This is a genomic window from Methylobacterium nonmethylotrophicum (assembly GCF_004745635.1).
Lineage (GTDB): Bacteria > Pseudomonadota > Alphaproteobacteria > Rhizobiales > Beijerinckiaceae > Methylobacterium > Methylobacterium nonmethylotrophicum.
Window position 1 is genome coordinate 56,333 of the sequence record NZ_SRLB01000030.1, and the last position, 19,162, is coordinate 75,494.

Genomic DNA, 19,162 nt, shown 5'->3' on the forward strand with positions numbered 1-19,162 from the left:
CTCAGTCTCCAAAAAAAGGGGACTGGGGATGAGACGATCGATCAAGACGCTGCTGCTGTCGGCAAGCCTGATTGCGCTTGGTACGGGAAGCGGCTGGGCACAATCCGGCTACTACACCGGGCTCTACGGGTTCGGTGATAGTCTGACCGATAACGGTCGCATCCCGCGCGAGGTGAACGGATTCAGTCCGACCGGCAACATCGACGCGGCGCGCGGCACGCGGCTTTACGAGGGTGGGCGCTGGTCGAATGCGCCGGGCTATTTCGAGCAGCTGCCCGCGCGCATCGGCGTGCCCTACGAACCGAGCACCGACTATGCCGTCGGCGGAGCCCGGTCCGTTCGTCAGGATCCAAACCCGCAATTCTCACCCGCCTTTGCGTGGGGCGTACCGGATCAGATCGACCAGTTCACGGGTCGCACCGGACGCTTCGGCCCGCGCGACATCGCCCTGCTCTGGATCGGCTACAATGATTTGACCAGCATCCCCGTTGCAGGAACGCCGGACGCGCGGGCCGCCGGCGTGAGTGCGATCCTGGCGAATAACGGCACGGCCTTGAACCGTCTCGTCGGGCTCGGCGCGCGCGAAATCCTCGTCTTCAACCAGCAGACCTTCCGTGGCAACAACCGCGATCTGGCGGCCTCGTTCAATGCTCAGTTTCCGGCGCTGCTGCAGCCGTTCTCCGACACTGGCGTGAACGTCCACTACTTCGACGTGGATGGATTGCTCACCCGGCTCCGGGCCAACCCGACCGCATTCGGCTATAGTCCGCAGGCGGCGACCGGAAACTGCAGCGCCGATCCGGCCTGCGCGCCGATCGGCTATCTCAACGGCGGCGCGGCGGAGAACCAGTACATCTCGGTCGACGGGGTGCACCTCACGGCGAAGACCAACGGCTATATCGCGGCCTTCGTGGCGAACCAGCTCAACGCGCCGCTGACGATCGGCCCGCAGGCGGACCTCGGCCAGAGCGCGGGTCTGGCTTTCTCCTCGACCCTGATCGACTTCCTCAGCGCGGAACGCCGCCGCAACATGGCGCTGTCGGTCCCCTCCGCCTTCACCGCCGATCTGCCCGGTCGGGCGCCGCCGCCCGTCACCATCCCCGTCCAGCCCGGCAGCCCTCTCTCGGTCTTCGCGCTCGGCACCTACCTCAAAGTGGACCGCACGGCGCAGAACCGCGCCGGGGGCGGCAGCCTCGGCAACACCTACGGCGCCGACTTCGGCGGTGTCACGGCCGGCGTGCTCTATCAGGCCACGCCCAACCTCGTGCTCGGTGCCGCTTTCAACTATCTGGGCACGAGCGTCGACCTGCGCGGGCGGAGCAACGGCCGCATCGACATGGACAGCTTCCAGGGCGCCGGCTTCGCCTCGTTGTCGTTTCCCAACTTCTTCGCCGATGCCGCCGTCACCTACGGCCGCAACACCTTCACGCTCGCCCGACCCGGCGTGCTGGGCGATCAGCTGACGGCCTCGCCGTCCGGCGACACGGTGACGGTGGCCGCGCGCACCGGCTACCTGTTCGACTTCGGGACCTTCAAGGCCGGCCCGGTGGCCGAGGTGGCCTACGCCAACGTGAGTGTCGATGCGTACCGCGAGCGGGGTGACGGGCTGCTGACGATCGGTACGCGGCGCCAGGACCTCGAAGGCCTGACGGCCGGTGGCGGTGTGCAGATCCGCACGGTGGCGCCGATCTTCGGCGGGCTCGCCAGCCCGTTCCTGAACGTGACCGCACAACACGATTTCCTCGATGGCGTGCGCACCGTGACCTCGTTCCAGACTTACGCGCCCACCCTGCTGATCCGCACTCAGACCGGGCGGCGCGGTGATGACGTGTATGGCCGGGTCGCGGGCGGCCTCGATCTCGACTTCGGCAACGGCCTGAGCGGCGTGCTCACGGGCTCGACCAGTTTCGCCCGCACGGGCGGCGACGATCGCACGGTCAGCGCGGGACTGAGATACCGGTTCTAACCACCGGGATCCCTCGCATTACGGCTGCGGGCCGTCGCGACACGTTTCGACAGACTAGCGGGCATGAAAGAGCCCGCTAAGTCACTGACCGAGCGGGCTGAACGGGTGATAGCGGAGGAGGGATTCGAACCCCCGACACAAGGATTATGATCCGAGCGGGAAGCCCCCTACCCTGCTGATCGGGCAGAGCTTCCTTCCTGCTGCGCTAAGCATCATTCGCCGAAGTAGTCACCGGTTCGGCGGCGAAAATGACGCAAAAACAAGGAACTCAGCAGAGTTGCGCCATGCAACTCTGCTGAGGAGCGCGCTAGATGGGCCCGCGAGAGCTTCGAGGGTGACGCTGGCCATTGAGCAACTGGGTTTGCGTGCCCGCGGCTGGCGGTTTCCGTTGAAAGGAAACTCCGAGAGTGGACAAGAAGGTGCATGTCATCGGCCGTCCGCGGATCACGACGGCCGACGGGATCACCTGGTCGAGGCTGTTGTCGACGCAGGCGACGAGCCGCTCGGCCTCGTCGCCTGCGACATTGCCACTGAACCCCTCGTCCCGGAGGTGTCCGAGGAAAAGGCCGATCACCTCTCCGTCCGCGTTCATGCGGCTTCCCCAAGTTGCGACTTCCCCACGTTGCGACTACCCAAGTGACGGTGCGCTCCCCGAAGCCACGGGTGCCCCCACAGCATCGGCCTCACGCTATGGCAGCGCGGCGCTGCGGCTCGGAGGCCTGCCCTTATGCGACAGCGTGGGCGGACAGGGCGGCGCGGGTGGCTTCCACGGAGGCTCGCTCGGCCGCGGCGTACAGCGCATCCTCGTCGAGGACGGCGGCCCCGAGATCCCGCTCGAACACTGCCCTTGCGGCGCGTTCCGCGTGGTTTTCCTGGCCCTCATCACCGAGATTGGATGAGAAGATGCCGGCCGCGCTCACCGGCAGGAAGTCCTCGTAGGTGATTGGTTCCGCCTTGACGTGCCCGGACAGGACGAGCTCGTTCATGTCGGCGCCCTTCGGCGCATCGGGACGGCCCGTCGGCGAGAAGCGGAAATAGGCGAGCCCCTCGGCCCGCAAGCCGTCCTCGTCGTCCGGGAAGGCCCGGAACGCCTCGGCCAGGGCGGCCACGTAGTCCGCGGCATTCGACCCGTCCGACTTGACCTGCACCCGGTCGCGGGCTTCGGCCAGCAGCCGGTCGTAGAGGGCGCGCCCCTTGGGCGTCAGCGCCGCGCCACGCTGCTCGATCTCGCCGAAGCGCGCCGTGTGGGTCCCGTCCTCGGACGCTCCCGTGGGCGACGTGAAGGCGATGGGCTCCTGAAGCGCCCTGAAGCTCGTCTGACGCAGCAGGATCGGCACGAGGCGGCGCGGCGGCCCTTCGATGACGGCCTTCGGCGTGATGCCCTTTTCCGGCATCCCGGCCTGGACGGCATCGATGTCGAGGGTGCGCGGCGTGAGGTGGTTGATGTGGGGGCCCTTGAAGCAGACGATGTCGGCGACGAGCGGATGGGCCTTGCGCAGCCGCGCATAGACCTCGGCCGTCACGGTCGCGTCGCCGTGCCAGCGGAACGTCTCCAGGGCTTCGCGGACGAAGGCCTTGGCCTCGCCCTCGTCGAGCCCACCGTCGCGCTCGGCGACCGCGATGAGGTCGAGGCAACCAGGCGTGAAGATCGCGCGGCGCGCGAGGATGTCGGCCGCCTCCCGGCGGAGCGCCTCGTCGGCGATGAGGTCGAGGCGAAGGAGCGAGGTGAAGACGCGGAACGGGTTGCGACGCAGGGCCTCGGTGCCGACCGGCCGGAAGGCGGTGGAATGGACCGGCACGCCGGCAACGGACAGGTCGTAATAAGCGACCGGCACCATGCCCATCACGGCGAACAGCCGGCGCATCGTGGCGAGCTCGGCGGGCGTGCCGACGCGGATCGCGCCGTGCCGCTCGAGGTCGAGCCGTTCGATCTCGTCGTTGGCGACGAGGCGGCCATCGAGGACGGGATCGCCCCGGCGCGTCTCGGCGTTCACCTCGTGCACGAGATCCATCAAGGTGCCGTATTGCGGAACCTCGGTCCGGTATATGTCGGACATCGCACGGGAGAAGATCGTCCGCACGGTGTCGGACGATACGATGATCTTGGTGCTGGTCATTCCGGATCTCCCCATGGGTGAGCGCCCTGCATCCACGCACGCGGCGGGCAGAGAGCCGAACATTTCAAAAATCAAGCGGGGATGGTTTCGTATTGGCGAAGCGATGGCGAGACGAGTTCAGCCGTCGGCCCCAGTCGAACGGCCGGGCCGAGGGCACGACGACCCCGACCCGGTCCGAACGATTGCTCGCTGCGTCAGCGAGACCGTGTCAGCCAGTCCTTGGCAGCCTTGAGGTCGACGCCGAGACGATCGCCGGTCGCGTCCAGGTCCCCGGCGGACAGGCGGCCGTCGAGGACCTCGCCCAGGGCCCAGAGCGCGACGGGACGGCCGCCGCCCTTGCAATGCCCGAAGACCTTAGCCCCCGCACCCGCCGCCGCCGAGAACGCCCGCGAGAACGCCCGGATGTCGGCTTCCGTGATCGTCGGTCCGGTCACCGGGATGTGGTGGTAGGTCAGGCCAGCCGCCTCGGCGGCAGCCCGTTCCGCGGCATCTCCCGGCTGGTCTCCGTCCTCGCCGTCCGGACGGCAGTTCACGAACGTCGTGTAGCCCTGATCGCGCAAGCGCGCGATTTCCTCGAGCGACGGCTGCGACGCCGACGTGAGCGTATCGTTCACCTGGATGGTCTTCACGGTCATCTCCCGATCAGGACAAGGCGGCGCAGGCCTTCGCGAGACGCCCGCAGGCTTCCCGGAGCTCCGCTTCGGACGTGGCGTACGAGATCCGGAAGTAGCCGGGCAGGCCGAAGCACGAGCCCGGCACGACGGCCACGTCGACGGACTCGAGCAGGTAGCGGCAGAAAGCCCGGTCGTCGGCCAGCGGGGTCCCGTCCGCCGCGGTCCGGCCGACGAGGTCGGTACAGCGCGCGAAGGTGTAGAACGCGCCCTCCGGGTTCCGGCACGAGACGCTCGGCATCGCGTTGAGCGCGCCCACCACGAGGTCGCGGCGGTCCTGGAAGGCGCGGCACCTTTCGGCCACGACGCGCTGGTCACCGGTCAGCGCCTCGACCGCCGCCGCCTGGCTGATCGAGCTCGGGCAGGAGGTCGACTGGCTCTGCACCACCGCCATGGCCTTGATCAGGGCCCGGGGGCCGCCGCCGTAGCCGATGCGCCAGCCGGTCATGGCATAGGCCTTCGACACGCCGTTGACCGTGAGGGTGCGCGCCTTGAGCTGAGGCGCGACGGCGGCCGGCGTCGCGAAACGGCGGCCGTCATAGAGGATGTGCTCGTACATGTCGTCCGACATGAGCCAGACCTGCGGGTGCCGGTCGAGCACGCCGGCGAGCGCTTCCAGATCCTCCGCGCCGTAGGCTGACCCGGTCGGGTTCGACGGGGAGTTGAGCAACAGCCAGCGCGTGCGCGGCGTGATCGCCCGGTCGAGGGCGGCGGGGGTCAGCCGGAAGCCGTCCGCCTCCAGGCAGGGAACGACGACCGGCACGCCGCCGCAGATGGCCACGATGTCGGCGTAGCTCGTCCAGAACGGCGCCGGGATGACGACCTCGTCGCCGGGGTCGAGCGTCGCCATGAAGGCGTTGTAGAGAACCTGCTTGGCGCCCGAGCCGCAGGTGATCTCGTCGAGCGCGTAGTCGAGGCCGTTGTCGCGCCGGAACTTCTCCCGCACGGCGGCCTTCAGCTCGGGCGAGCCGTCCAGCACCGTGTACTTGGTCCGCCCCTCCCGCATGGCGCGGGCAGCGGCCTCCTTCACGGGGTCCGGCGTGTCGAAGTCGGGCTCGCCGGCCCCGAGGACGATCACCGGCCGGCCCGCGCGCTTGCGGGCCGACGCTTCGAAGGTGATCTGGAGGATCTCGGACACCTCGATCAGGCTGAGGCGGGCGGCGGGCTGGAAGGCCGGCGCAGTCTGGATGGGCGCGTTCATGCGTCGGCCGAGCCCCTATCGTCGCCATTGTCCTCGTCGGCGATGTCGAAGCGCACGCCCTGGGCCAGCGGCATCGCGTGGCCGTAGTTGATGGCGTTGGTCTGGCGTCGCATGTAGGCCTTCCAGGCGTCGGAGCCGGATTCGCGGCCGCCGCCCGTCTCCTTCTCGCCCCCGAAGGCGCCGCCGATCTCGGCGCCGGACGAGCCCATGTTGACATTGGCAATGCCGCAATCGGAGCCGCGCGCCGAGGTGAAGCGGTCGGTCTCGCGCATGTCGGTGGAGAAGATCGAGGACGACAGCCCCTGCGGCACGCCGTTCTGCAGCGCGATCGCCTCGTCCAGCGTGGAATATTTCAGGACGTAGAGGATCGGCGCGAAGGTCTCGTGCACCACCGGCCCGACCTGCGCCGGCATCTCGACGAGGGCGGGCCGCACGTAGACGCCGCCCGCCGGCACTCCGGCCGTCTGGCGCTCGCCACCATGCACCGTGCCGCCGGCGGCACGCGCCTGGCTCAGTGCCTCGTCCATGGCGGTGAAGGCCGCCTCGTCGATGAGCGGCCCGACCAGCGCGTCGCCGTCGAGCGGGTTGCCGATCGAGACCGCGGCGTAGACCCGCTTCAGGCGGGACACGAGCCGGTCGTACACGCTCTCGTGGACGATGAGACGGCGAAGCGTGGTGCAGCGCTGTCCGGCCGTGCCCATGGCGCCGAACGCGATGGCGCGGAGCGCCAGGTCGAGATCGGCGGACGGCGCCACGATCGAGGCGTTGTTGCCGCCGAGCTCCAGGATCGCCCGGCCGAACCGGGCCGCGAGGCGCTGGCCGACGATCCGCCCCATCGCGGTCGAGCCGGTGGCCGAGACGACCGGGACGCGCGTGTCGTCCACCAGCGCCTCGCCGACCTCGCGGCCGCCGAGCAGCAGGACCGACAGGCCCTCGGGCGCCTCGGGGAAGCGCGCGATGACCCGCTCGGTGAGGGCCTGGACCGCGAGCGCCGCCAGCGGCGTCTTCTCCGACGGCTTCCAGACGACCGAATCGCCGCACACGAAGGCGAGGGCCGCGTTCCACGACCAGACCGCGACCGGGAAGTTGAACGCCGAGATCACGCCCACGACGCCGACCGGATGCCACTGCTCCATGAGGCGGTGGTCGGCGCGCTCGGAGCCCATGGTCAGCCCGTAGAGCTGACGGGACAAGCCGACCGCGAAGTCGCAGATGTCGATCATCTCCTGGACCTCGCCGAGGCCCTCCGAGAGGATCTTGCCGGCCTCGATCGTGACGAGGCGGCCGAGAGCCTCCTTGTTCGCCCGAAGCTCCTCGCCGAGGAGGCGCACGAACTCGCCGCGCCGCGGCGCCGGAACTTGTCGCCACGCGAGGAATGCGTCGTGCGCCCGGCCGATCGCGGTCGTCGCATCGGACGGCGCCACCTCGCGGACTTGCGCGATGGTCTCGCCGGTCAGGGGCGAACGCACGACGCGCTGCCCACCGGAATGGTCCGCCGCGGACACGCCGAACGTGGCGAGCAACCCGGCCACGTCGTTCGGGAGGGATCCAGACGTCATCTGTGCTTCGGCAACCTGGGGCATGCCCGACCTCGCTGAGCGGGTCCCGCTGAGGGGACGGCTTTCGCGCACAATCGGACCCCGCCGGGCTTTTCACAAAGGAGGGTTCTTCACGAGGGCATTCCGATATGGAATGGTCGGCCATGGCGATCCCCCGCACCATCATGCCGTCGATCCAGGAGCTGACCGCGTTCGAGGCGGCCGGGCGTCACGGCAGCTTCACGCGGGCAGCCGACGAGCTCTCGCTCACCCAGAGCGCGATCAGCAAGCAGATCCGGCAACTGGAGGACACGCTCGGCGTCGTGCTGTTCGAGCGCGTCAAGGGCAAGGTCGTCATGACGGTCGCGGGGCGGGCCTTCCTTCCGTCCGCGACCAGGCTTCTCGGGGACTACGCGACGGCCACCCACGCGGTGATGGCCTCGGCCGGCAGTACGGCGACGCTCAAGCTCGGGGTGCTGCCGACCTTCGCGACGCGCTGGCTCATTCCGAGGCTGCCCGCGTTCCTGTCGCGGCATCCGGAGATCACGGTGAACGTCGTCACGGCGCCCGAGCCGTTCGACCTTGCGGCGCGATCGGTCGATGCGGCGATCCATTTCGGCGAGCCCAGCTGGGCTCAGGCCGAATGCGTCTATCTCTGCGACGAGGCGGTCGTGGCCGTGGCCAGTCCCGACTATATCCGGCGTCTCGCGCTGGCTGACCCAGCCGACTTCGTGCGTGCGACCCTGCTCCAGCAGGCGAGCCGGCCGAGCCTCTGGCGCGACTGGCTCGGCGCGGCGGGCATCATGCACCCCACCCCGTTCCGGGGGCCCCTCTTCGACCAGTTCGCGATGACGAGCGAGGCGGCGAAGGCGGGTCTCGGGGTCGCCCTGCTGCCTTCGTTCCTGGTCGAGCGGGAACTCTCCGATGGAAGCCTCGTCGCCTTCGAGGCTTCGCCGATCCCGACCTCCGGGGCGTACTACGTCGCCGTCCCGCTCGGCCGTCGCCGGGAGCCCACCGTGGGGGGCCTGGTCGACTGGCTGGTGGAGCAGGCGGCGGCCTCGACCGCCGCCCGGCGCGCGGCGCAACGGGCCGGAGCGTAGCGCACGTCGGGCGTCGCCTCGACCTCGCGCCGCATGATGTCGTCGAGCGTCCCGCGGCGTTCGACGGTGCTTGGGCATAAGAGCCTGTTCGACACGCTCGACAGCCTTGACACCCTCCTTGTCATTCCGGGGCCGCGCAGTGAGCCCGGAATCCAGACACTCAGTTGATGCAGAACGAAGCGGAAGACCGTCCGATCTTTCCTGATCCGCCCGCGGGCCTGGGCATGCCTGCAGCGGTCCGGGCTCCGCTGCGCGACCCCGGAATGACCCGGTGGGTTTCAAATCGGTCGGAGCGAGGCAAACAGGCTCCAACTCATCGTTTCGTGCAACTGGAGGCGGTCGTTTGACGGGAAATGCGACCCTGCGGCAGTCTCGGAGCATGCGACCGTTCTCAAGAGAGGCGCCGCTGTCTCATCGCCGAATACAGGGAGAGCCGAATGGCGCGCAAGGCAGATACGACCAAGGACCAGCAGCTTCTCAACATCCTCCGCGACAACGCGCGCACGTCGCTCTCGGACATCGCCAAGGAACTCGGCGTCACGCGTACGACCGTTCAGGCGCGATTGAACAGGCTCGAGAGCGAAGGCTACATCACGGGTTATACGATCGTCTCAGGTATCGATTCCGGCGCCGTCGAGCTGTTATCGGCCATCATTCTCGTTGAGTTGGAGGTGAAGACGCAGTCGCGCGTCATCGCCGAACTCAAGAGCATACCCCAGGTCGCATCCTGCCACACCCTCAGCGGGCAGTATGACCTGTTTGTGAAGATCAGGTGCAGGCTGTCGTCGGAGCTGGACAGCCTGATCGACCGGATCGCCGAACTGGACGGGGTGCGCCGGACGACCTCGTCGATCTTGTTAGCGCGTAAATTCGAACGATGAGGAAACAGGCGGCATTCATGCCCACTTATCGTTCACTTTGCTTCATTTCGCCCATTAATACCCCATTCTTCGTCCATTTATGAGATTTTTATAAAGAACGTATAAAAAAATCGCATTTGAGTCGTCGTTTCGGCGATTTCGGATGGCGCGGCCACGCTTCATGACCCTCCCCATCACGGGAGACCAGCATGAACGGCGCAACCGCACTCATCGAGATGTTGTCCAGCTACGGCGTCGAGGTCATCTTCGGCGTTCCGGGCGACACCAACGTCGCGCTTTATGTGGCGCTGCGGGACGCGCAAAATCCGCCGCGTCACGTGACCTGCCGCGACGAGCGCTCCGCGGTGTACATGGCCGATTGCTATGCCCGCCTGACGGGCAAGCCCGGCGTCGCCGAGGTGCCGAGCGGTGCCGGTGCCCTCTACGGCCTCCCGGGCGTGGCGGAAGCGAACAAGTCGTCCGTTCCCCTGATCCTCCTCGTCAACGACATCCCGACCGGCGGTGTCGGCCGCGGGACGCTGACCGAGCTTCCCGTCGAGGAACTCTTTCGCCCGATCTCCAAGCGGGCCGAGACGCTGACCCACATCGCGAAGCTGCCCGAGCTCGTCCGGCGCGCGTTCCGCGAGGCGACGGCGGGGCAGCCCGGTGCCGTCGTCCTGTCCCTGCCCGAGGACATCCTCTACCAGACGCTGCCGGAGACCGGCGTTTCCCTGCACGTGGAGCGCCAGTGCGTGCGGGCGCCCTCCTCGCGCGTCCGGCCCGAGGCGGCCGACCTGTCGGCGGCCCTCGACGCGATCCTGCAGGCCAAGCGGCCCCTCATCCTGGCGGGCGGCGGCGCCAACCGGTCCGGCGCGGCGGCCTCGATCACGGCCTTCGCCGAGCGCCTGAATGTCCCGGTGGTCTCGACCATCACCGGCCAGGGCGTGATCCGCGACGACCATCGGCTCGGCATCGGCATCATCGGCGACAACGGCTTCCACCCGCACGCCCTCTGGGCGCTCGGTCGCGCCGATCTCGTCGTCTATGTGGGCTGCCGCATGGGCTCGGTCGCCACGATGAACTGGCAATGGCCGACCCAGAGCGGCGACACCCGGATCGTCCAGATCGACCTGGATCCCGAGACGGTCGGCAACACCTACGCCATCGACTTCCCGCTCGTCGGCGATGCGAAGGCCGTCATCGACGCCATGCTGGACGGCGTGCCGACTGATTTCACCCCGGGCACGGATGGCTGGGTCGGCGAGATCAACGAGCGTCGCGGCGAGTTCTGGAAGGAGATGGAGCCGCTCCTGACCAGCGACGCCGCGCCGTTGCGGCCGGAGCGGGTCATCGAGGCGATCAACAAGGTCCTGCCGAGCCCCTGCTTCGTCGTCTCGGACGCAGGCACGCCCACGCCCTACGCCACGCGCTTCCTGCGCCTTCACGACCCCGCCTCGAAGCTGATCATCCCGCGCTTCTTCGGCGGCTTAGGGTACGCGATCCCCGCCGTCATCGGAGCCTGGTTCGCCGCTCCGGACCGCAAGCCCGTCGGCCTGTTCGGCGACGGCTCCCTCGGGATGTCGGCGGGCGAACTGGAGACCCTGACCCGCCTCCAGGTCCCGGCGGTGCTGATCCACTTCAACAACGCCTGCTTCGGCTGGATCAAGGCGCTCCAGCGCGTGACCGACCGCCACCATGCCGGCCAGGATCCGGAGCGAGCCGGACAGCCTCGCGACGTGCGCGCCAACGACCCGACCTTCGGGGTCGACTTCAACGCCTACGACATGAGCAAGCTCGCCAACGTCTACGGGATGAAGGCCTTCCGCGTGGAGACGCCGGAGGCGCTCGACGCCGCCCTGAAGGAGGCCTTCGCCCTCGACGAGCCCGTCTTCATCGACGTCGTGGTCGAATCGATCGCCGACCGGCTGCCGCCCGTCTTCTCCTGGCTGAAGAAGGTCGGCGTGGATCCCGAGGCCGTCGGCGTCCAGGCCGCCTTCTAAGGAACAACACAATGATACAGCGTCCTAAGCGTATCGCCGTCCTGGGGGCAGGCCAGATCGGCGCCATCATCGCCTCCATGCTGGCGGAGCAGGGTCACGACGTGACCCTCGCCGACGCGTCGGCGTCCCAACTTAAAAACGCAGCGTCCTCTGCCTACGCGACCGAAGTCGTCGATGCGTCCGATGTCCCGTCCGTCAAGGCTTTGCTCGGCACGCGCGACATCGTCGTCAGTGCCTGCCCCTACTTCGTGAACAAGGGCATCGCGACGGCCGCGGTCGAGACCGGGACCCACTATTTCGACCTGACGGAGGACGTGGCCACCACCGCCTTCATCAAGGAGATCGGTGCGCGGTCCGACGTCGCCCTGGTGCCGCAATGCGGTCTCGCACCGGGCTTCATCTGCGTGCTCGGCGCCGACATGGCGTCGCGCTTCGACACGCTCAAGACGGTCAAGATGCGGGTCGGCGCGCTGCCGCTCTATCCGACCAACGCCCTGCGCTACAACGTGACCTGGTCCGTCGACGGGCTGATCAACGAGTATTGCAACCCGTGCGAGATCGTCTTCGACGGTCAGCCGATCCTCGTCCCGGCGCTCGAAGGCATCGAGAGCGTGATGATCGACGGTGTCGCCTACGAGGCCTTCAACACCTCGGGCGGCCTGGGGACGCTGACGGAGACCCTCGCCGGCAAGGTGCGCGACCTCAGCTACAAGACGCTACGCTATCCCGGCCACGCGGAGATCATGAAGCTCCTGCTGCGCGGCCTGGAACTGGCGGACGACAAGGAGACGATGCGGCGCATCCTCAACCATGCCGCGCCATTCACGCGCAAGGACGTGGTCGTCATCTTCGTGACCGGCATCGGCCAGAAGAACGGGCGGATGGAAGAGGAGTCCATCGTCCTCCGGTATGACGGCACGCCGGAGCTGGGAGCGATCCAGCTCACCACCGCGGCAGGCTGCGTGGCGATGGTCGAACTCTTCCTCTCGGGCAAGCTCCCGCAGAAGGGCTTCGTCCGCCAGGAGGACGCCCGGCTGGCGGACTTCCTGTCGACCAGGGCCGGAGCGCGCCTCACGAACGAGTCGCGCGGGTCGGAGGCCGCGAAGGCCGTCTACAAACAGGACTCCCGCCACGCGGTCTGAGGTACTAAGGAACCGCCAAGCTATCCAGGAGAGGGCCACGATCATGGTATCACGCAGGGACATGGCATCGCTTCTCGGCGCCGGCACGCTCGCGGGGGCGCTTTCCCCGATCGGCAGCGCTCAGGCTCAGACGGCTCCGGCGGGCGAGAACACCTTCCAGCGCATCCGGCGCACCAAGAAGCTGCGGATCGCCGGCATCGTCGGCACAGAGCCGTACTACAAGAAGGACATCGCGTCCGGCGAGTGGTCAGGCTTCTGCGTCAGCATGGCGCAAGACCTCGCCAAGGTGATGGACGCCGAGGTCGAGATCGCCGAGACCACCTGGGGCAACTCGGTGCTCGACCTCCAGGCCAACAAGATCGACATCATGTTCGGCCTGTCGCCGACCCCCTCGCGCGCGCTCACGGTCGAGTTCACGCGGCCGATCATGCTGAACACGTTCACGATCATCGCCAAGCCTGGCTTCGAGCCGAAGACCTGGGCCGACCTCAACAAGCCGGAGGTCCGCGTCGCCGTCGACATCGGATCGACCCACGACCTGTTCGCCCGGCGTACCCTGCCGAACGCCACGCTGCTCGCGCTGAAGACCCCGGACGACGCCATGCTGTCCGTCCAGTCGAACCGGGCCGATTGCGTCATCCAGGTCGCGATGCTGTCGCTGGTGACCGTGAAGAAGAACCCGAAGGTGGGCAAGATCATCGTTCCGACGCCCGCCAGCGCGCAGCCGACCTGTGCCGGCGTGCGGTCCGAGCCCGATCCGCGGTTCCGGACCTTCGTCGACAACTGGCTCGAATACAACCGCGGGCTCGGCGCCATGAAGGGCTGGATCACCTCCAGCCTGGAGCTGGTGGGCGTCAAATCCGAGGACATCCCGGCCGAGATCACCTTCTGACGCACGCGCTGCGGCGCGGGAGGCCGCGGCACGCCCATCATTGCCGCGGTCCGAGACGATCCGTCCGGGCCGTGCCCACGGGGCTCGACCCAAGGACGCGACGCATGCCCCCCGACCCCGCCCGACCCTCGGCCCCACCGTTGGGCATCATCATGCTCGACACCACGTTCGAGCGGCCGCCCGGTGACGTCGGGCATGCGTCGAGTTGGCCTTTCCCGGTCCTGTTCGAGATCGTGCGCGGCGCCACCGCACGGCGGGTCGTGGGGGGGCAGGATGCAGGGTTGGGCGACGCCTTCGTGCAGGCGGGGGAGGCATTGCGGGCTCGCGGAGCCGTCGGCATCATCACGTCGTGCGGCTTCCTGGCGGCACGGCAGCGTTCCCTCGCCGCCCTGATGCCGCTGCCCCTGGCCACGTCGAGCCTGATGCAGCTTCCCCTGATCGACCGCTGCCTTCCCCACGGCAAGCGGACCGGTGTCGTGACCTACGACGCCGACGCGCTCACGTCGGCGCACTTCGTCGAGGTGGGGGCCGATCCGTCCACGCCGGTCGTGGGCCTGCCGGAGAACGGGGCCTTGCGCGGCCTGATCGAGCGGGGCGCGGCTTACGATGCAGATGCCCTGGCGCGCGACGTCCTGGGGGCTGCCGGCCGCCTGATGGCGCGGGGAGACATCGGTGCCATCCTGATGGAATGCACCAACCTTCCGCCGTTCTCAAAGGCCGTCGCTGATCGGTTCGAAGTTCCCGTCTTCGACATCATTACCTTGGGCCGCTGGTTTTATACGGGCCTTTTGCAAGCACAATACTAGCATGGCGGACCGGAGGAGATGATGGCTTACGAGTGGGATTTTTCATTTCTATATCAGTACAAGAGCCTGATTGCCATCGGCGCCTTGTACACGATCGGGTTCACCATCCTCACCGCGATTTCCGGTCTGGCCGTCGGCGGCCTGATCGCCGTCGCACGCCTGGCGAATGCAAAGGCGGTTACCATCCCGCTCGTGGCCTTCATCGAGATCTTCCGATGCACGCCCGTGCTCGTGCAGCTGGTCTGGATCTACTATGCGCTCCCGATCGTGATCGGCGTCGAGCTCAAGCCGGCGACCGCAGCGTTCATCGCTCTGACGCTCTACGGAGCGTCGTTCTTTGCGGAAATCATCCGCGGCGGCATCGCCTCCATCGACGTTGGCCAGTGGGATGCAGGACGTGCCCTTGGCATGCGTCAAGGGGCGCTGCTCAAGCGCATCGTGCTGCCGCAGGCACTCAAGCGGATGATCCCGCCTCTCGTCAACCAGGTCGTCCTGCAGCTGAAGAACACCTCGCTGTTGTCCGTGCTTGCGGTCCCCGACCTGCTCTATCAAGGACAGCTGATCACCTCGGCCACGTACAAGCCCCTCGAAGTCTACACGATGATCGCGGTCCTCTATTTCATCATCCTGTTCCCATTGACGACCTTCGCCCATGGCCTTGAAAAGAGACTCGCACGGTGAGTGTCGGCACGGGACCCATTCAGACAATCGCCGCGCGGGATGCTTCGGAGGCCATGATGATCGAGGTCAAGCACGTCAAGAAGTCTTTTGGAAATTTGCCCGTGCTCAAGGACATCTCCATGAGAGTCCCCAAGGGCGGAGTCGTGTCGCTGATCGGCCCAAGCGGATCCGGCAAGTCGACCCTGCTCCGCTGCCTCAACCTCCTCACCATTCCGAGCGAGGGGACGATCCGGATCGGGACGCACGAGATGCGCTTCGACAAGGATCACAAGATGCCGAAGGACAAGGAGCTCGCCGCCTTCCGGTCGAAGGTCGGCATGGTCTTCCAGAACTTCAATCTGTTCCCCCACATGTCCGTCGTTCAGAACGTCATGGAGGGGCCCGTCACGGTGCTCGGCAGGGGCAAGGAGGAGACGCGAGAGCTCGCGCTCCAGCTTCTGGACAAGGTGGGCCTCAAGGAGAAGGCCGATGTCTACCCGGACCGGCTGTCCGGCGGACAGAAGCAGCGGGTTGCCATTGCCCGAGCGCTCGCAATGAAGCCGGAGGTCATGCTCTTCGACGAAGCGACCTCGGCGCTCGATCCCGAACTCGTCGGGGAGGTCCTGCAGGTCGTGCGGCAACTGGCGTCGGATGGGATGACCATGGTTCTCGTCACGCACGAGATCGCGTTCGCCCGCGACGTCGCCGACACGTGCGTGTTCATGCGCGACGGCTTCGTCGTCGAGGAGGGACCGGCACGGCAGGTCATCGAGGATCCGCAGCAGGCCGCGACGAAAGCGTTCCTCAGCCATTTCCACAAGGCGGCGGTTTGACGTCACTTCGTCGCCCGCGGAGTGCGGGTGCCGGCTCGTTTCACCTCCCTCGTGCTGACCGTCCTGAGTGCCGGCCGCGACGACGGAGGAGTCTGCTGGGATCCCGCTTGTCCGCGGACGATATCGGAGCGCTTCCATGCCCCTTCACGTGGCCGTCATCGGCGCCGGTATCGTCGGCGTATCGACCGCTCTCGAGCTTGTCCGGGATGGGTTTCAGGTCACCCTTATCGAGCCCGGCGAGCCCGGCGGATCGCAGGCGACCAGCTATGGGAACGGCGCTTGGCTGAGCCCCGCCTCAGTGGTGCCCATGTCGATGCCAGGCCTCTGGCGCAAGGTGCCGGGTTACCTTCTCGATCCGACCGGTCCACTGACGATCCGCTGGTCGCACCTGCCCCGCCTGGCCCCATGGCTCCTGCGCTTCGTGCTGGCAGGCAACACCGTGCAGAAGGTGGAGAGGACCGCCAAGGCGCTCGCCAGCCTCCTGTCCGATGCTCCATCGCGCCACGCGGCTCTCGCAAGCGAGATCGGTCGGCCCGACCTCATCCGTCGCCAAGGTTTGCTCTACGTCTATCCGGACAAGGCCGCGTTCGAGGCCGAGGCTCTCTCGTGGCGGCTGCGCCGCGACAACGGCGTCGGCTGGATCGAGCTTGGTCCGGAGGAGCTGTTCCGACGCGAGCCGTCCTTGTCGAGGCGGTACACGTTCGGCGTGCTCGTCGAGCAGGGCGCACACTGCATCGATCCTGGCGGCTATGTCGCGGCACTCGCGGCGCATGCATGCTCCCTCGGTGTCACGATGCGGAAGGCTGCTGCTCAAGGCTTTCGGCTCGCAGGCAATCGCCTCCAGGCCGTATTGACCGATGACGGCGAGGTCGTCTGCGACAGGGCCGTGTTGTGCGCTGGCATCCACGCGAAACGTCTCGCGACGCTGGCGGGTGACAAGGTGCCGCTGGAGAGCGAACGGGGATACCATGTCGTCGTGCCGTCTCCGGCCGTGTCGCCCCGAACGCCGATCATGCCGAGCGATGGCAAGATGGCCAACACGCCGACTTCCGGCGGTCTCAGGGCCGCTGGTCAGGTCGAGCTCGCGAGCGTTGCCTCTGCTCCAGACTGGCGCCGCACCGCGATTCTCCTTCGACACGCGAATAACGCGTATCCGGAACTACGAGCAAACGAGGACGAGGTGAAGCGCTGGTTAGGTCATCGTCCATCAACGCCTGACGGACTTCCGGTGATCGGCGTGTCGTCTGGCTCCCCGGACGTCGTATACGCATTCGGTCATGGTCATGTCGGATTGGCTTCGGGCCCGGCAACCGGACGCTTGGCGGCCGATCTGATTGGCGGCAAGGTCACCAACATCGAGATCACGCCATTTGATCCTCGGCGATTTTTGTGAATGAATATTTACAATGATGGCTTTAATAAATATTTGCATTTCATGGATTTATTCGTGAGATTTTTGCTGATGAAGCTAACTGATCTGTTATGTCCGGCTTGTCATTATCCTCGACGCCTGATCCTCCTCCGTTTTCGCGGAAACGGGGTTAGTTCCGCTCGGCCGGCTCGGGCGTGATGTAGCCAAGCGTCAAGTGGAGGCGCTGTCGATTGTCGCAGCCCTCGATGTAAGCGAACAGGTCGCGTCGGGCCTCATTCCGGGTCGCCCATCGTCGCTGGTGGACGAGTTCGACCTTGAGGGTGTGGAAGAAGCTCTCCATCGGGGCATTGTTGTGAGCCCCAGCCGGCGCGGCTCATGGAGGATATCGCCTCGATGTCGGCGAGTTGCCTGCGGTAAGCCTCCGCTGCGTACTGGCTGCCGCGGTCCGAGTGACAGATGAGCCCGGCAGGCGACCACTGCCGTTGGGTGGCCATCATCAGAGCGGCCGACGTCAGTTCAGTCCGCATGTGGTCGCGCATCGACCAGCCGACGATCTTGCGGATGGCGAGATCAAGGACGGCGCCAGAGAGAGCCACCCGTCTGCCATGGGCAGGGAGGTGACCTCTGCCGGCCAGACCTGGTTGGGCAACGCGGCCGAGAAAAGCTGCTTGAGCAGGGTGGAGGCGATCGGAAGGTCGTTCTACCGTCAGATCCTGTTTGACTGATAGCGCAGTCGTGCGTTGTCGTTGGCAGGAGGAGCCGATGTGGACACAGGCAGATCGCGATCTCTACACGATCTCTACGAGGACGAGGGTCGTCGCTACCCGAGTGACTTCACGGACGCGCAATGGGCGCTGATCGCGCCGATGCTGTCGAGCTACGACCCATTCAAGGTCGACCTGCGCGAGAGTGAGCCCTGGGTGACGGAGCAACTTGTCAGGCGGCCTGCTCGGTGTGATCGGCGATGCGCGTGAGCACGTCGCGCAGGTAGCCCTCGGGATCGAGCCCGTTCATCTTCGCCGTCTCGATCAGCGTGTAGAACGCCGCCGCGCGCTCCACGCCCAGCTCGGACCCGGCACACAGGTATTTCTTGTGCCCGACCGCCACGCTGCGCAGCGCCCGCTCCGCCGCGTTGTTGTCGAAAGCGAGACGCCCATCGTCGAAGGCACGCATGAGCGCCGGCCAGTGCGCCAGCATGTAGCGCAACGCCTTGGCCAGCGGCGTCGAGCGGGTCTGTCGCTCGCGGGTGCGGGCATCAGGCGGCTTTCCGTGCAGCTCGCGCTCGACCCCGTAGAGCGCCCCGATCCGCTCCAGCGCTTCCGCTGCGAGGGCCGAACCCGTCGCCGCGTGCAAGTTGAAGATCTTGCGATGCACATGCACCCAGCACTCCGCCTCGGTCAGGGCGCCGCCCGCCCGCCTGGCCTCGTACAGCCCGTTGAACCCGGCATAGCCGTGCCACCAGCACGCCGGAGAAGGCCGCCAGGTGCGCGAGCGGACGCTCACCCCGACGGTCGCCGGCGGCAGGGCGAGCGGGATGAAGCCCGACGGCGCGGCGACAGCTACAGCCTGCTGCTCGGTCAGCAAGCGCGCCACCATCGGAACAGCAGGCTGGAGTGCAGACCGTGCCGGAGCGCCACCTACTACCCGCAGCACATCTCCGGCCTCGTGCTTGGTGGCGCGGCCGGCGTTCGCCTGGCGGCAGGAACTGGCCGCCCACCAGCGCCGATATGCTCCTGCGCCTCGTGGGAGGTCGCATGCCCGCTATGAACGGGGACCGACTTTCATGTCCGCTTGGGCACCGGCCGCTGGCTGCATCCCATCGCGCCGGGGTGAGGAGGTGATCATCGTGTCGTTCGACGAAGTGCGCGATGCGGCACTCAGGGATGGCAAGGGGAACGGTCATGCCACCCGCGATGGGAATGACGAAAAGCCCGCCAGGGTGACCGGGCGGGCTTGTTCGTTTCGGTTGGTTGCGGGGACAGGATTTGAACCTGTGACCTTCAG

Annotated in this window: 15 protein-coding genes and 3 pseudogenes; 12 read left to right on the forward strand and 6 right to left on the reverse strand. The window is 67.1% G+C overall.

Annotation, left to right across the window (positions count from 1 at the left end; all coding sequences use genetic code 11):
- Window positions 1–28 precede the first annotated feature (28 nt).
- Window positions 29–1,966: an autotransporter domain-containing protein gene (locus EU555_RS28520; protein WP_135418763.1), complete on the forward strand. Its 1,938-nt coding sequence runs from the start codon at window positions 29–31 to the stop codon at window positions 1,964–1,966.
- Window positions 1,967–2,300: 334 nt separating this feature from the next.
- Complete coding sequence (locus tag EU555_RS28525; protein WP_135418764.1) at window positions 2,301–2,606, forward strand: hypothetical protein; 306 nt, start codon at window positions 2,301–2,303, stop codon at window positions 2,604–2,606.
- Window positions 2,607–2,691: 85 nt separating this feature from the next.
- Here EU555_RS28525 and hglS read toward each other — a convergent pair whose 3' ends face one another.
- The 4 genes from hglS to amaB all read right to left on the reverse strand — a co-directional run bounded on the left by hglS (window position 2,692) and on the right by amaB (window position 7,514).
- Window positions 2,692–4,083: a 2-oxoadipate dioxygenase/decarboxylase HglS gene (gene hglS / locus EU555_RS28530; RefSeq protein ID WP_135418765.1), complete on the reverse strand. Its 1,392-nt coding sequence runs from the start codon at window positions 4,081–4,083 to the stop codon at window positions 2,692–2,694.
- Between the two features lie 194 nt (window positions 4,084–4,277).
- Window positions 4,278–4,712: a protein tyrosine phosphatase family protein gene (locus EU555_RS28535; protein ID WP_167858683.1), complete on the reverse strand. Its 435-nt coding sequence runs from the start codon at window positions 4,710–4,712 to the stop codon at window positions 4,278–4,280.
- Between the two features lie 13 nt (window positions 4,713–4,725).
- Window positions 4,726–5,955 (reverse strand): pyridoxal phosphate-dependent aminotransferase, encoded by a 1,230-nt coding sequence (locus EU555_RS28540; protein WP_135418767.1) that lies wholly within the window; start codon window positions 5,953–5,955, stop codon window positions 4,726–4,728.
- A complete protein-coding gene (gene amaB / locus EU555_RS28545) occupies window positions 5,952–7,514 on the reverse strand; it encodes an L-piperidine-6-carboxylate dehydrogenase (protein ID WP_135418768.1) in 1,563 nt (520 codons plus the stop codon). Before amaB ends, EU555_RS28540 begins: the two co-directional genes overlap by 4 nt.
- 143 nt (window positions 7,515–7,657) lie before the next feature.
- Here amaB and EU555_RS28550 point away from each other — a divergent pair, with 143 nt between their 5' ends.
- From EU555_RS28550 to EU555_RS28590, 9 genes are all read left to right on the forward strand, one after another.
- The gene (locus EU555_RS28550; protein ID WP_135418769.1) at window positions 7,658–8,593 is read left to right on the forward strand and encodes a LysR family transcriptional regulator; all 936 of its coding nucleotides are present in this window, start codon (window positions 7,658–7,660) and stop codon (window positions 8,591–8,593) included.
- A 437-nt stretch (window positions 8,594–9,030) separates the two neighbouring features.
- Window positions 9,031–9,474: an Lrp/AsnC family transcriptional regulator gene (locus EU555_RS28555; protein WP_167858684.1), complete on the forward strand. Its 444-nt coding sequence runs from the start codon at window positions 9,031–9,033 to the stop codon at window positions 9,472–9,474.
- 188 nt (window positions 9,475–9,662) lie between these two features.
- Complete coding sequence (locus EU555_RS28560) at window positions 9,663–11,453, forward strand: thiamine pyrophosphate-binding protein (protein WP_135418771.1); 1,791 nt, start codon at window positions 9,663–9,665, stop codon at window positions 11,451–11,453.
- A gap of 11 nt (window positions 11,454–11,464) precedes the next feature.
- Window positions 11,465–12,595 carry a saccharopine dehydrogenase family protein gene (locus tag EU555_RS28565; protein ID WP_135418772.1) on the forward strand — a complete coding sequence of 377 codons (1,131 nt, stop codon included), beginning with the start codon at window positions 11,465–11,467 and terminating at the stop codon, window positions 12,593–12,595.
- A 61-nt stretch (window positions 12,596–12,656) separates the two neighbouring features.
- Window positions 12,657–13,487, forward strand: coding sequence for a transporter substrate-binding domain-containing protein (locus EU555_RS28570; RefSeq protein ID WP_245524544.1), 831 nt, complete (start codon window positions 12,657–12,659; stop codon window positions 13,485–13,487).
- A 104-nt stretch (window positions 13,488–13,591) separates the two neighbouring features.
- Complete coding sequence (locus EU555_RS28575; RefSeq protein ID WP_135418774.1) at window positions 13,592–14,293, forward strand: aspartate/glutamate racemase family protein; 702 nt, start codon at window positions 13,592–13,594, stop codon at window positions 14,291–14,293.
- Between the two features lie 21 nt (window positions 14,294–14,314).
- On the forward strand, window positions 14,315–14,974 hold the full coding sequence (locus tag EU555_RS28580) for an amino acid ABC transporter permease (RefSeq protein ID WP_135418784.1): 660 nt from the start codon (window positions 14,315–14,317) through the stop codon (window positions 14,972–14,974).
- 53 nt (window positions 14,975–15,027) lie between these two features.
- A complete protein-coding gene (locus tag EU555_RS28585; RefSeq protein WP_135418775.1) occupies window positions 15,028–15,786 on the forward strand; it encodes an amino acid ABC transporter ATP-binding protein in 759 nt (252 codons plus the stop codon).
- A 136-nt stretch (window positions 15,787–15,922) separates the two neighbouring features.
- Window positions 15,923–17,179, forward strand: a complete 1,257-nt coding sequence (locus EU555_RS28590) for an NAD(P)/FAD-dependent oxidoreductase (protein ID WP_135418776.1) — start codon at window positions 15,923–15,925, stop codon at window positions 17,177–17,179.
- 148 nt (window positions 17,180–17,327) lie between these two features.
- On the opposite strand, the pseudogene EU555_RS28595 reads toward EU555_RS28590, so the two are convergent.
- A pseudogene (locus tag EU555_RS28595) lies at window positions 17,328–17,858 on the reverse strand (IS3 family transposase); the annotation flags it as partial.
- A gap of 64 nt (window positions 17,859–17,922) precedes the next feature.
- On the opposite strand from EU555_RS28595, the pseudogene EU555_RS37265 reads away from it, so the two are divergent.
- Window positions 17,923–18,066, forward strand: a pseudogene (locus EU555_RS37265) (transposase); the annotation flags it as partial.
- A 46-nt stretch (window positions 18,067–18,112) separates the two neighbouring features.
- On the opposite strand, the pseudogene EU555_RS28600 reads toward EU555_RS37265, so the two are convergent.
- Window positions 18,113–18,610: pseudogene (locus EU555_RS28600) on the reverse strand (IS66 family transposase); the annotation flags it as partial.
- Between the last annotated feature and the right edge of the window lie 552 nt (window positions 18,611–19,162).